At 53.0% G+C, this 13,155-nt stretch carries 11 protein-coding genes; 8 read left to right on the top strand and 3 right to left on the bottom strand.

Features of this window, described 5'->3' with window-relative positions; all coding sequences use genetic code 11:
* Nucleotides 1–16: 16 nt before the first annotated feature.
* The 5 genes from GX030_01825 (at nucleotide 17) to GX030_01845 (ending at nucleotide 6,715) form a co-directional block, all read left to right on the top strand.
* Entirely contained in the window at nucleotides 17–1,015 is a 999-nt protein-coding gene (locus tag GX030_01825; GenBank protein NLV91120.1) for an ABC transporter permease, read from the top strand.
* Nucleotides 1,016–1,032: 17 nt separating this feature from the next.
* Nucleotides 1,033–2,172: an ABC transporter permease gene (locus GX030_01830; protein ID NLV91121.1), complete on the top strand. Its 1,140-nt coding sequence runs from the start codon at nucleotides 1,033–1,035 to the stop codon at nucleotides 2,170–2,172.
* A gap of 14 nt (nucleotides 2,173–2,186) precedes the next feature.
* Nucleotides 2,187–3,215 carry an ABC transporter ATP-binding protein gene (locus GX030_01835; protein ID NLV91122.1) on the top strand — a complete coding sequence of 343 codons (1,029 nt, stop codon included), beginning with the start codon at nucleotides 2,187–2,189 and terminating at the stop codon, nucleotides 3,213–3,215.
* Nucleotides 3,216–3,217: 2 nt separating this feature from the next.
* A complete protein-coding gene (locus GX030_01840) occupies nucleotides 3,218–4,324 on the top strand; it encodes a dipeptide ABC transporter ATP-binding protein (protein ID NLV91123.1) in 1,107 nt (368 codons plus the stop codon).
* 417 nt (nucleotides 4,325–4,741) lie between these two features.
* Nucleotides 4,742–6,715 (top strand): ABC transporter substrate-binding protein, encoded by a 1,974-nt coding sequence (locus GX030_01845; protein NLV91124.1) that lies wholly within the window; start codon nucleotides 4,742–4,744, stop codon nucleotides 6,713–6,715.
* A 154-nt stretch (nucleotides 6,716–6,869) separates the two neighbouring features.
* Here GX030_01845 and GX030_01850 read toward each other — a convergent pair whose 3' ends face one another.
* On the bottom strand, nucleotides 6,870–7,334 hold the full coding sequence (locus tag GX030_01850) for a hypothetical protein (GenBank protein ID NLV91125.1): 465 nt from the start codon (nucleotides 7,332–7,334) through the stop codon (nucleotides 6,870–6,872).
* Nucleotides 7,335–7,434: 100 nt separating this feature from the next.
* Nucleotides 7,435–8,406: an aldo/keto reductase gene (locus GX030_01855; protein ID NLV91126.1), complete on the bottom strand. Its 972-nt coding sequence runs from the start codon at nucleotides 8,404–8,406 to the stop codon at nucleotides 7,435–7,437.
* A 136-nt stretch (nucleotides 8,407–8,542) separates the two neighbouring features.
* Between GX030_01855 and GX030_01860 the strand changes: the two genes are divergently transcribed.
* Complete coding sequence (locus GX030_01860; protein ID NLV91127.1) at nucleotides 8,543–9,463, top strand: aminoglycoside phosphotransferase family protein; 921 nt, start codon at nucleotides 8,543–8,545, stop codon at nucleotides 9,461–9,463.
* Nucleotides 9,464–9,567: 104 nt separating this feature from the next.
* Here the strand turns inward: GX030_01860 and GX030_01865 are convergent, their stop codons facing one another.
* Nucleotides 9,568–10,917, bottom strand: a complete 1,350-nt coding sequence (locus tag GX030_01865; GenBank protein NLV91128.1) for an MATE family efflux transporter — start codon at nucleotides 10,915–10,917, stop codon at nucleotides 9,568–9,570.
* A 358-nt stretch (nucleotides 10,918–11,275) separates the two neighbouring features.
* Here GX030_01865 and GX030_01870 point away from each other — a divergent pair, with 358 nt between their 5' ends.
* Together GX030_01870 and GX030_01875 are read left to right on the top strand one after the other, a co-directional pair.
* On the top strand, nucleotides 11,276–12,208 hold the full coding sequence (locus GX030_01870) for a hypothetical protein (GenBank protein NLV91129.1): 933 nt from the start codon (nucleotides 11,276–11,278) through the stop codon (nucleotides 12,206–12,208).
* A 54-nt stretch (nucleotides 12,209–12,262) separates the two neighbouring features.
* A partial coding sequence (locus GX030_01875; GenBank protein NLV91130.1) for a hypothetical protein occupies nucleotides 12,263–13,155 on the top strand: 893 nt, incomplete at its 3' end.

Raw genomic sequence — 13,155 nt, forward strand, 5'->3', positions numbered from 1 at the left:
AGGACCCGCCTTTATCATGCTGAACTACTTCACACGCAGGCTCTTATACATGATTCCGCTATTGCTCCTGGTCAGCTTTCTTGCCTTTGTGGTTCTTAATCTGCCTCCGGGCGATTTCCTTAGCACCTATCAGCGAACGTTGATCACCCAGGAAGGGGTTAATCGCGAGGAAGCTATGAAGCTGGTAGAAAACCTACGGCGGCAGTATAACCTCGATAAGCCCTTTCTTTATCAATATCTAACTTGGATGAAAAACATTATCCTCAAAGGAGATTTCGGTTATTCCTTCCAATATGGCCGGCCGGTGGGAGAAGTGATCTGGCCCCGGCTGGGAGCCACCCTGGCCATTTCCTTGAGCAGTCTTGTCTTAACTTGGATGGTGGCTATTCCCATCGGGATTTACTCGGCGACCCATAAGTACCAACTCAGCGACTACTTCTTTACCTTCGTGGCTTTCTTCGGGCTGTCGGTTCCTAACTTCTTCCTGGCTCTGGTTCTGATGTATGTGATGGTCTTTGTCTTCAATTCCCCGGCCATCGGGGGGTTGTTTTCTCCGCAGTATGCCATGGCACCCTGGTCCTGGGCCAAGTTTGTAGACATGCTTAAGCATGTCTGGATCGCCGTTGTTGTGGTAGGTCTGGGTAGTACCGCCAGCATCATGCGCATCATGCGCAGTAATCTCCTGGACGTTCTGAACATGCAGTACGTGCAGACCGCTAGAGCTAAGGGTCTGAAGGAAACTACAGTAATCATGAAGCATGCTGTGCGCAACGCCATTCAGCCTTTGATCATGACTTTGGGAATGCAGTTTCCCCGTCTCCTTGAGGGATCAATGGTTGTCTCGATTGTGCTGACCCTTCCGACCACAGGGCCAATGTTCCATCAGGCGCTGATGTCCCAGGACATGTATCTGGCCGGTTCCTTCTTGATGATGCTGGCCTTCATGCTCTTGATCGGTAATCTGCTTGCCGACTTGGTCTTGGCCCAAGTCGACCCACGGATTAGATATGAGTAGGGGTGGTGAATTGGATCATGGCTGCAAAAGAGATGCAATTGGAGGATCGAACGCGAGGTATCAACGCAGTACCTAACGACGACGAAGTCATATCCTTAGGCACGCTGATCAAACGGCGCTTCCTGCGGAACAAGCTGGCGATCGTATCCGGTATTGTGATTATCATCCTGTATTTGGGAGCGATATTCGCCGAGTTCGTGGCTCCCCACGGTCTGAACGTCGACCATCCCGAGTACGCCTATATGCCTCCGCAGCGTCTGCGCTTCGTCGATGCCGAGGGCAATTTCCACTGGCGTCCCTTCGTTTACGATATGAAAAAGGGCTATGACGAAGAGACTTGGGAGCTTATCTATACCGAAGACACTTCAAAGATGCACCCCCTGAGACTGTTTGTCAGGGGTGACAGGTACAAGCTATGGGGTCTGTGGGAGTCGGACCTTCACCTCTTTGGTGTTGAAGGGGGGTATTTCTTCCCCTTGGGTACCGATAGATTCGGAAGAGATCAGCTGACCAACGTCATCTACGGTTCCCGAGTGTCATTGACCATTGGTTTGCTGGGGGTGATCATGAGTATCACTATTGGATCGATCATGGGCGCGATCTCCGGGTACTACGGCGGTTGGGTTGATATGGTGATTCAGCGTGTAATTGAGCTGCTGCGCTCTTTCCCCAGGCTGCCCTTATGGATGGCTTTGAGTGCCGCGATTCCGCTGACCTGGTCGCCGTTAAAGGTGTATTTCGGTATTGTCACCTTGCTGGCGTTCATCGATTGGACCGGATTGGCCCGAGAGGTTCGAGCCAAGGTTCTGTCCTATCGGGAAGAGGCATATGTACTGGCGTCAAAGAGCTTAGGGGCGTCAGATGCCTGGACGATTCTCACTCACGTAATTCCCAATACCGCCAGTCACATTTTAGTCGTTGGAACCCTGGCTTTGCCCGGGATGATTCTAGGGGAAAGCACCCTCAGTTTCTTGGGGCTGGGGATACAGCCGCCTATGACCAGCTGGGGGGTGTTGCTGCAAGAGGCGCAGAATGTGCAAACGCTGCAGACCTATCCCTGGCTGCTTATTCCTGGTCTGTTCATTATGATCACGGTCCTGGCGTTCAACTTCCTCGGTGATGGAGTAAGGGACGCTATCGATCCATATTCTGACTAATTGGAGGAGAGGATATGACACTCGAAGGTGGTGTACAGAGGAAGTCTCAACCTCTTTTGACCATAAAGGACCTGCGAACGGAGTTTAGGACAGAAACCGGCTTGGTGAGGGCCGTAGACGGAATTGATTTGACCATCCATCGGGAGGAAACCGTTGGTCTGGTTGGTGAAAGCGGATGTGGTAAGTCGGTAACCTCTCTATCGATCATGGGACTGGTGCCGCAGCCTCCCGGTCGGATCACGGGGAGTATAGTGTATCATCATCCCGATGGTGACATTGACTTGGCACGACTCAATCCCAAGGGAGATCAGTATCGGTCCATCAGGGGGAAAGAGATCTCGATGATCTTCCAGGAGCCCATGACTTCCCTCAATCCGGTATATACCGTGGGCGAGCAGATTATTGAGGCTATTCGGCTGCATCAGGGTCTAACGGAACAGGAGTCGAGGGAAAAGGCCATCGAGTTGCTAGACAAGGTGGGAATTCCCTCTCCGCAGCAGCGGGTTGATGAATACCCGCACCAGATGTCCGGTGGGATGCGACAGCGGGTAATGATCGCCATGGCGCTTTCCTGTAATCCCTCGCTGCTGATTGCCGATGAACCTACTACAGCATTGGATGTTACTATTCAGGCGCAGATCCTAATGCTGATGCAGGAATTGCAGGATGAGTTCAACGCATCCATTTTGTTGATTACCCATGATCTCGGGGTTGTTGCCGGCATGGCGGACAAAATTGCGGTAATGTATCTTGGTCAGATTGTGGAATACGGGACGGCTCGGGATGTTTTCAAACAACACCTCCATCCATATACCGAAGGTCTGCTCAACTCAATTCCTATTCCCAGACCAAAGCGAACCAGGATGCTAAAACCCATTGAAGGTACGGTGCCCGATCCGCGGTGGATGCCACCGGGTTGCCGCTTCTCTAATCGATGCGGCTATGCCATGGAGATCTGCAGTCAAGCGCCGGGGTTGTATGAACCCAGTCCCGGTCATCAGGTCCGGTGCTGGCTGTATCAGGACGCTCGGGAGGTGAGTTAGACATGGCAGTGAACTCACAAGCAGCCCCTTCTCAAGGCAACGACCTAATCCTTGAAGTCAAGGACCTTCGCAAGTACTTTCCGGTACGGGGCGGCTTTTGGCGCAAGGTAGTGGGCTCCGTCAAGGCCGTTGATGGGGTATCCTTTTACGTTCGTAAGGGGGAAACCCTGGGGATTGTCGGTGAGAGTGGTTGCGGCAAGACAACATTGGGCCGTACTTTGATTCGGTTGATTGAACCAACCTCCGGTGAAGCCTATTTTTACACCGAACACAATGGGGTTTCTCGGCGTCTTGATCTCTTTGCCCTGGACAAAAGGGAGCTAAAATCCGTCCGCAGACGATTTCAGATGATTTATCAGGACCCATACTCTTCCTTGGATCCGAGACAAACGATCGGAAGAATTCTGCAGGAGCCCTTTATTATTCACCGGATCGGTACACCGGCAGAGCGTCAGGAGATGGTTGCACAGCTCCTTGAATCCGTGGGATTGCCGCCCCATTACGCGGCACGTTATCCTCACCAGTTCTCGGGAGGGCAAAGGCAGAGAATCGGGATCGCCAGGGCGTTGGCGCTGCGTCCGGAATTGATCATCGCCGATGAACCGGTATCGGCCCTAGACGTTTCAGTGCAGGCCCAGGTGCTTAACCTCTTGGTCCAGCTGCAGGCAGAGTTTGATCTGACTTATATTTTCATTGCTCACAATTTGTCGGTGGTCCAACATATTAGTGACCGGATCGCCGTGATGTATTTGGGCAGGATTGTGGAAGTGGGTTCCTCGGAATCCATGTATCAAAGGCCCTATCATCCCTACACCGAGGCGCTGCTGTCCGCGATGCCGGTTGCGGATCCCGATGTAAAACGCTCCCCCATCATCCTCGAGGGCAATGTGCCTTCGCCCCTTGATCCACCCTCGGGATGTGCCTTCCATCCTCGGTGTCGCTATGCAACGGGGAAGCGACTGTCCCTTTGTCAGCGGGAGATTCCGCAACTGCAGTCGGTAGCCAGGGATGAGACGGGAGAGGAGCGAATCGTGGCCTGTCATTTTGCCAAGGAGTTAAAGTTGCGAGGCGCCTTTGATGATCTAATCACGGATCCTTTGACGGGATAGAACCTTACCGATCTTTGCTAGGAAAACAAGGGCGCACACAGGGTGGGACTAGGCTGAAGACCTAGTTTCACCCTGTGTGTATGGAGAATTTGTTGCGAAGTTGTTCTCTCAGAGGCTGTGCCGGGGCGAGATCCCAGGACATCGGGCGAATAGACTTCCAGATTAAGGGAGATTATAATTATGAAATTGCGAAGATTGGGACTTTAGATCTAAAAGTATCAAAAAGGAGGAGGTCAGAATATAGAGTCGAAGGCATGCAATTATATAATCATTCCAATTGTGGACACTTTTGATAAAGTCTGTCCGCGGTTGAGCTCTATGGAAAGAGGTGATACGCCACCACACAATTGAGATAACTTGCCTTAGATCACTATGACCCAGACAGATAGCGAGCCGACTACATAGGGAGGTAAAAACATGCGGAGGCAAGTATTGAGATCAAGTCTCGTAGCTTTGATCGTGGTATTTGCTCTTAGTTCAGTGGCGTTAGGGGCCTATAACGAGGCTCCAATGTTGGCGGAGAAAGTCGCGCAAGGCTTGTTACCGCCGGTAGAGGAGCGGTTGCCGGAGAATCCGCTGGTAATCGAACCCTATCATAGCATCGGTAAGTATGGCGGAACTTGGGTTCGCTTTTCCACGTCACCGGAGTTCGCCTTCGTGCGCCTCGCATTCTATGGACACTCTCCCCTACGCTGGATTGATGACGGTGAGGTTTTGGGAGTTCAGCCTGGCTGGGCAGAGAGCTGGGAGTCCAATGAGGATGCTACAGAGTGGATCCTGCACATTCGTAAGGGTATCAAGTGGTCCGACGGACACCCCTTTACCTCCGAGGACTTTATGTTCTGGTGGAATGACATGGTCCACAATCCGGACATGTCCGATAACGTTACCGACATGTTCATTTCCGGTAACGAGGTCGTCAAGGTAACTGCACCGGATGAGTATACCCTCAAGTTCAACTATGCCGCACCGGCCCCGTTGTTCCCCCAATACATCGCAATGCGGAACAAGGCTGGTCACGGTGAGCGGTGGATTGTTCCGGCCCACTACCTGAAACAGTTCCACCCCGATTACTCCGATTACAAAGATTTCGAGATCTTTGAGGAAAAGATGGAGTGGTGGACCAATCCGGAGATGCCCGTTCTCAGCGAATGGATGCCCGTGGAGTATCACGTTGCCAACAAGCTCATCCTAGAGCGCAACCCCTACTTCTACGCTGTGGACCCCGAGGGTAACCAACTACCCTACATCGATCGGATTGAGGTTTACCTGGTGGAGGATCCAGAGGTCGTCAAATTGAAGCTGCTCAACGGCGAAGGCCATATGCAGGTTCGCCCCTATATCGACTTGTCGGATTTGTCCATGTTCATGAGAGGTCGTGGGACAGGAGACTACCAGGTCTACCTGTGGGATAGTGGTTCCGGTACCGGACCGATGTTCTATTGGAACTGGAATCATCCCGACGATGCCAAGAGAGAACTGTATCGGACCCCGGAGTTCCGTCGGGCCATGTCCCTGGCGTTGAACCGGGAACGGATGCAGAAAATGCTCTACTTCGGCATGGGCACCTTGACCACCGGTACCTTTAGTCCCAAGGCTGCCGAGTATCATCGGACGGAAGAAGGACAGAAGATTTACGAACAGTGGAGAACCTCCTACTTGGATTACAACCCAGAGGAAGCTAAGCGGTTGTTAGATTCCATAGGAGTTGTCGATGTCAATGGTGACGGTTGGCGGGAGATGCCCAACGGAGCTCCTCTGGTCTTGAGGATTGACTTTGATGCCAATGCCAGCCGTACCGACGTCCAAACCAACGAAATGGCTGAGGCGGACTGGGAGGCCATTGGGCTGAATGTCATCCTCAATCCCGTAGATGGAGCACAGCTAAGCGTGATGGATAGCACTGCCACCTTTGATATCCGTAACAGCTGGGAGGTCGGTAATGGCACTGACCACTTCACCTTTGCAGCTTGGTTGGTTCCCATCGATGTCAGCCGTTGGGCTCCCCTCAATGGCGGTTGGTACTCTGTGAAGGGTACTGACAAAGAAGGAACGGAGCTAGACAAGGATCCCCGTGATCGGGTTCCCGTGCGGGAAGAGCCCGAACCCGGCGGTCCCATTGATCGCTTGCAGAAGCTCTACGATCTGGCTAAGGTTGAGCCCGACGAAGCCAAGCGGGATCAATACGCTCTGGAGATAGTCAAGATTCATATCGAAGAAGGTCCCTTCTTCATCGGTACCGTCGCTGACTATCCCCGTCCCGTTGTTGTCAGCAACAAGATGAGAAACGTACCCGATGTACCGGACTTGGCCCAGGGTGGTTTCGTCAATCCTTGGAGTGTCCCCTATCCAGCTACCACCAACCCCTGTCAGTACTGGTTGGATGAGTAGGCGGGAAATAATCGGGTAACAAATAATGTCAATATAAATAGGGCAGGGCTAGGCGGTAAGCCTAGTCCTGCCCTTTTGCTATAGGGAAGGCTGGTTAATCCTTGAGACTGAAATGAGGACGATAGGAAGCAGCACAGGTTAGAACCAGATATTGTTAGATGGTCTTTCCTTTCTGCTTCGCTCTCCTGTCCCTGGCGGACCCCAGGGCGATGCCACCGGCTATGCCTACGGCCAAACCGATGATAACATTGTTGAACAGGGTGATGCCCAAGGCAAATCCGAGGCCGATGCCCATGGACAGATATACACCGAGATAATACCCTTCGGCCACCAAGCGATGTTTTCGCTGCATATGGGCCACTATACCTTGAATGAGCCGCTGATGTTTTCTGGCCGTTGCTCTATCAAGTTCACCTTGGAGATTCTTCAGGGTGTCTACATGGCTGTCCAGCTGCTGGAGGTACTCTTTGCATTGCCGGCAGTCTCCGGCAAAGTCTCCGATTCGTTTCGCAGCTCGATGCAGCAGTTCAAGGTTTAGTCTCTTGGCCTGCTTTTCGCCCACTTTGCGCTGTAGTCTTCTCAGATCCTTGAGCAATGTATCCAGGGATTTCTTGTCCATCGTTGCCCCTCCAAATATCTATCTAACCCTTCTCCCAAGTATATCATATCCCGTCGTTTCCCTTCTGAAGGTGTCAGGGTAGGGGATGTTTTCTCTTCAATTAGACTTGGTTCTCGCTGCGATCCGTTGCTGGAGGGGGGGTGAAGGATAGGGCGGAGATCTCTTCCCGACACTCCTTGGTGAGCTTGATCTCTAATGCGGCCAAGGACTCCTCCAACTGTGCGAGGTTACGAGCTCCGAGGATCGGTGCTGTCACATCGGGGTGAGACATCACCCAAGCCACCGCCAAAGCTGCAGGACTGACCCCTTGCTCCCTGGCTTTTTCAGTTAGCTTTTCAGCGATAACGTAGTACTCCTGGTTTCGGTAGCGCTTTTGATACATTTCGTTGGTAACTAACCGTCCCTCTTGCGGCCTCTGGGTTGTTGAATACTTGCCGGTGAGCAGTCCTCCGCCCAAGGGACTGTAAGTGATCACACCCAGCTGCTCCGAACGGGCCAAGGGCAAGATCTCCACCTCGGCCTGTCGCTTGACGAGATTGTACATCGGTTGAATGCACTCAAACCTAGCAAGTCCCTCCCGGGCCGATATCCCTAACGCCTTAGCAATCTGCCAAGCCGCCCAATTGCTGACCGCTGGATACAGAATTTTACCTTGCCGCTGTAGGTCATCCAGCGCCCTTAGGGTCTCATCTATTGGTGTATTCTCGTCAAAACAATGAACGAAATAAAAGTCAATGCGGTCTGTTCCCAGGCGCCTGAGACTGTCTTCTACCGCCTGCATAATGTGGCGTCTCGACAATCCCTGTCCATTGATATCCCCTCCGACGGGTTCGCCCACCTTGGAAGCAAGGATAATTTCCTCTCGACAGTTTCTGATTAGTCTTCCTAGAATCTCCTCTGCTCGCCCGTTGTTATAGGAATTGGCAGTATCAAAGAAATTGATTCCCACCTCACGACAACGGTGGAACATCGCTTCAGAGGTCTTTTTATCGGCAATTCCTCCAAAGGAGCCAGTGCCAAAGCAGAGGCTCGACACTTTGACCCCTGTCCGCCCCAAGAGTTTGTATTCCACGCCTTCCACTCCCTCCTTCTAGCGCTAGGGTAATCGTCGCACTCTTGGAGTTCCACTACCGGCGAAGAATCCCTTTTGAGGGGGAAGTAGCGTCTCCGGTGGGGAATACTGGAAGGGATAGATTGGAGGGAAAATAATGGAAGCGGATCTTGATCAGGTACAGCAGGAGAGGCTGATGCAGTGGTGCGTGGATGTCTTAGGGCCCTGTGAGCTTCTTTCCGAGGACAAGCGAATACACGGCCGGTCAGGGGTCCATCGGATCGGAGCGGCATCGGGTAGATATTACCTCAAGATCTATCGAGAAGCATCCCCTTGGGAGTTGGAGGTTCACTGCTATGAGCAGTGGGCCCAGGCCTTTGGCAACCATGCTCCTCGACTGATTGCCCTTCACGAGGAAGCACCCTTGGCAATATTGGTCAGCGAACTTCCCGGGGAGATTCTACTGAAGGCGGATCTTTCCCCGGAGCAGGAGCGACGGGTCTGGACAGCGGCGGGACAAGCCTTAGCCAACCTACATAATTTGACAACAGGGGTTCATTTTGGTCCCTGCCATCGCGATGGTTCAGTGGTGGGAAGGAAAATCAGTGACCCGGTGCAATATGTCTCCGCGGAATTCGCAAGACTGATTGCTGCCGGAAGCAAGGGTGGTTACCTAACGGCGGAGGAACTCGCGGTGATTAGGGAGGTTGATGCAATGCTGCCGGCCTTTGTCGGCGAACGTCCCGTTCCCTGTCATCGTGACTATGGTCCCGACAACTGGTCGGTTACGTCGGAGGGCGCTTGGAGTGGAGTCATCGATTTCGAATTTGCCTACTGGGATCTACGGGTAGCAGACTTCAGTCGCTACCCCCACTGGGAGTGGATCAGGCGGCCGGATCTTCTCGAGGCCTTCTTTGCCGGATACGGCAGACCCCTTACCGCCCAGGAGGAGGTCCAGTGTATGGCCCTGCGGATTCAGTATGCCCTGGGAGCCATCGTCTGGGGCCGGGAAAACTCCTTCTTTGGATTCGAAGGGGAAGGTAGAGAGGCCCTCAGACACATTGCCAGGCTGCTATAGATTGGTAGTTTCCGAGGGAATCGCTGGAGGCCGTATCGGCCTCCAGTAATTTCTTCAAGGTGCTTAGAAGATGTGTGGTAAGCCCAAACCCCTTAGGAACCGGACTACCTACCAGCGGGGCTGGAGTAAAGTGGTTCACTGCTAGAGGATCGATCAGTAAGCCTTCTGCTCTTGGCTGCGCCCACTGCGAAAACCAGGGCTTCGGTGATCGGGAAGGTCAGCCACACACCATTGATTCCCCAAAGAAGCGACAGGAGAAGGGCCAGCGGTACAACCACGATTAGCCCCCTCAGGATAGAGATCAGAAATCCTGTCTTCGGTTCTTCGATGGCGCTGAAGAAGGAGGACAACAGGATATTGATTCCGGCGAAGACAAAGCCGGTGAAGTAGATCAAGAGCCCGTTGGTAGCAATAGACCGCAGGAGCTCATCGTTATCACGATTGAAGAGATCGGCGATGTCTTCACCGAAGAGAAGGATGACAAGGTAGAGGGCCACAGCCAGTCCAAAGGAAAGGACAACGGCCCAGCGAAGCAAACGCTTAGAGGTGTCCACCTCACCTCGACCGTAGTAATGGCTTACCAGGGGCTGGATCCCTTGGCCGATGCCGGTGAAGATCGCGGCGGCAATCAGGGACAAATTCGCGATGATCCCATAGGCGGCAACGGCAACATTGCCCGACAGGCCCAGCAGTAGCAAATTGAATACAATCAATACCACCGCCGAGGCCACTTCAGAAACAAAGGATGAAATACCCAGGGCGCAAATGTTAGACCAGAGGTGGAGACCGCCGGTACCCTTCTGCCAATGGAATCCGTTTTTCTCCTTGATGAAGTAGGGAGACATCACTGCCATACTGATGATGGGCGCCAATCCTGTGGCAAAGGCAGCGCCGAACATTCCCATACCCCAGGGGAAGATGAAAATGTAGTCCAGGATAACATTGGCGATGCTTCCCGTCAGCATTCCCGCCATGGCGGTATTGGGACTGCCATCATTGCGAATGAAGGCGATTAAGATGTTATTCAAGATGAAACCGGGTGCAAAGCACAGAATGGTTTTCAGATAGGTTGTCGTTAGTGGTAGGATGCTCCCATCGGCTCCCAGCAGCTGAGCCAGGGGCTCTGCCAGCAAAGCACCCACTAGGAAATAAAGTAATCCCACTAACAACCCCAGTTGAACCGTTACCGTAAAGGTCCGGTTGCCTTCCTCCTCAGAGTGGTTACCCGACCTTTGCAGGTTATACCGGGTGGCACCGCCGATCCCCAACATCAGGCCGGTACCGTTAATGATACTGGAGATGGAGATTGCCAGGTTGAGGGCAGCCAAACCCTCCGCGCCGATCCCATTGGCCACAAAGAAGGTATCGGCAAGAATATAGCCGCACAGCCCCAGCATCCCCAACACGTTCAGCGACACATACTTGGAAAAGCTGGTAAGTAGTTGGGTGGTCATGATCCTTCCTTCCTTCATAAAAAAAGTGCCTGGTCACATTCCTTCTAAGACCTAACGGAATGTGGACAGACACTGATTCCCTTACCCGGTGGCAAGGGATAGCGTTTAGATAATATTCGGCACTATTTCCGCTAACAGCATACCAAGGGATCGGGCCGTTGTCAACGGTGGACCCCGTTGGTCCCCTGCCTTGGCCATTTACTCTGCTGGATTAGGGCACTGGTGAAGGTAGTGGTGAAAGGGGAAGGGGGATAGGGAGAGAAGGTATAAAGGCGTGAAAAATCAGTACTCAACGGGGCTTAAGCCCTTTCTCGCCTAGAGTGGAAGGGCCCCTGGTAAGCTTTAGGAGGCATTAACGATGATGACACCAAGGGAGCGAGCGGAAGCAGCTCTCAACCTGCAGATTCCCGATATGGTTCCCACCTTTGAGCTGGAGTTTCAGCTGGCGGAGGAGATGTTTGGCAAACCCTTCTTGACGCAGCGGGATTTAGAGGGAAAGTCTGCTTCAGAGCGGGACCGTTTGATTAAGGAAAATGCCGAATACATGCTGGAGGTTTATGAAGCTCTGGAATACTCCATCATTCCCTTGCATTACCTGAACCTAGAGGGACTGGTGGAGACAGCTAGGCATATTCGCCGGCTGACGGGAGACAGGTTCATGCTCACTGCCCACGGCGATGGCACCTATGCCATTCCCAGCGGCAGTGAAATGATGGATTTTGTCTATTTCCTAACGGATCAACCCGATGAAGCCAAGGCCGAGGCCCAGAGAAACGCCCAGCGGGCCATTGAACGCAATAGGATTTTGGTGGATGCCGGAGTGGATAGTTTCATTCTTTGCTCCGATTACTGTTTCAACAGCGGACCCTTCCTATCTCCGGCCATGTTTCGGGAATTCATTACTCCTTACTTGGCCCAGATTATTGAGGCGATTCGCGCCGACGGTGCCTATGCCATTAAGCACACCGATGGCAATATCATGCCGATTCTTGACCAACTGATTGAGTGTCGCCCCCACGCCCTTCATTCCCTGGATCCCATGGCAGGGGTTGATATTAAGGAAGTGAAGGCATTGGTGGGAGATCAGGTTTGCCTCTGCGGCAACGTTCACTGTGCGGCCCTTCAGACGGGTACCGATGAAGATGTAATTGCCAGTGCGGAGTATGCGATGACCCACGGCAAGCCGGGAGGCGGCTTCATTTTCTGCACCTCCAACATTCCCTTCAAAGGGATGCGGCCGGAGCGGTATCAGTTGGTGCTTGACGTGTGGAAACGGATGCGGGATTACTAGGCCTGGAGGGGTGATTGGAGAGCAGGGAAGGATCTTGAGCAGGAGGCGAGGGGAATGGCAGAACTGACGGGGAGAGAGCGGATCGCCAGAATCCTTCAGAGAAAGCCCGTTGATCGCATCGGATTGTTCGAGCACTTTTGGGGAGACACCCAAAAGAAGTGGACTGCCGAGGGACATATTCGCTCCGATGAAGATTTGGCGGATCACTTTGGCTTCGATATGAGTTTGTGTTGGGCCTTTAATCTTACGGCTCAACTGGATTTCCAGCCGGAAGTGGTAGAGGAGACCGAGGAGACCATTGTCCTGCGGGATGGTAATGGCGCTGTGCTGAGGCGGCACAAGCTCCATGACAGCACTCCGGAGCATGTGGACTTTCTGGTAAAGAGTCGGCGGGAGTGGGAAGAACATATCAAGCCGCTGTTGACGCCGGATCCCCGGCGGATTAATTTCGAGGCCTATCGCCGGGCGAAGCAGCACGCAGCGGAGCACAACCGCTTCTTTGCCTGGTCCGGTGTCAATGTCTTTGAGTCAATTCATCCCGTCTGTGGTCACGAGTACATGCTGATGGGGATGGCACTGGACCCCGAGTGGATCAAGGATATGGTGGACACCTACTCCCGGCTCGCGGTGGAACTACAGGAGATTCTCTTTGCCGCGGAGGGGTATCCCGACGGAATTTGGTACTACGAGGATATGGGCTTTAAGCAACGGCCCTTCATGTCCCCGGCCATGTATAGAGAAATAATTCAGCCCGGTCACAAAAGGACCATTGACTTTGCTCACAGTCATGGTCTTCCGGTGATTATGCATTCCTGTGGCATGATAGCTCCCCTATTGCCGGAGATGATTGCCGCGGGCATCGACTGTCTTCAGGTGATTGAAGTCAAGGCTGGTATGGACTTGCTGCAGCTATACCGGGACTATGGAGATTGTCTCTCCTTTATGGG

Source organism: Bacillota bacterium, assembly GCA_012727955.1.
GTDB lineage: Bacteria > Bacillota > Limnochordia > DTU087 > JAAYGB01 > JAAYGB01.

Bases quoted from the DNA above. Each gene is read 5' to 3' on its own strand.
- GX030_01825 (NLV91120.1), top strand. From the start codon at position 17: ATGCTGAACTACTTCACACGCAGGCTCTTATACATGATTCCGCTATTG.
- GX030_01830 (NLV91121.1), top strand. From the start codon at position 1,033: ATGGCTGCAAAAGAGATGCAATTGGAGGATCGAACGCGAGGTATCAAC.
- GX030_01835 (NLV91122.1), top strand. From the start codon at position 2,187: ATGACACTCGAAGGTGGTGTACAGAGGAAGTCTCAACCTCTTTTGACC.
- GX030_01840 (NLV91123.1), top strand. From the start codon at position 3,218: ATGGCAGTGAACTCACAAGCAGCCCCTTCTCAAGGCAACGACCTAATC.
- GX030_01845 (NLV91124.1), top strand. From the start codon at position 4,742: ATGCGGAGGCAAGTATTGAGATCAAGTCTCGTAGCTTTGATCGTGGTA.
- GX030_01850 (NLV91125.1), bottom strand. From the start codon at position 7,334: ATGGACAAGAAATCCCTGGATACATTGCTCAAGGATCTGAGAAGACTA.
- GX030_01860 (NLV91127.1), top strand. From the start codon at position 8,543: ATGGAAGCGGATCTTGATCAGGTACAGCAGGAGAGGCTGATGCAGTGG.
- GX030_01865 (NLV91128.1), bottom strand. From the start codon at position 10,917: ATGACCACCCAACTACTTACCAGCTTTTCCAAGTATGTGTCGCTGAAC.
- GX030_01870 (NLV91129.1), top strand. From the start codon at position 11,276: ATGATGACACCAAGGGAGCGAGCGGAAGCAGCTCTCAACCTGCAGATT.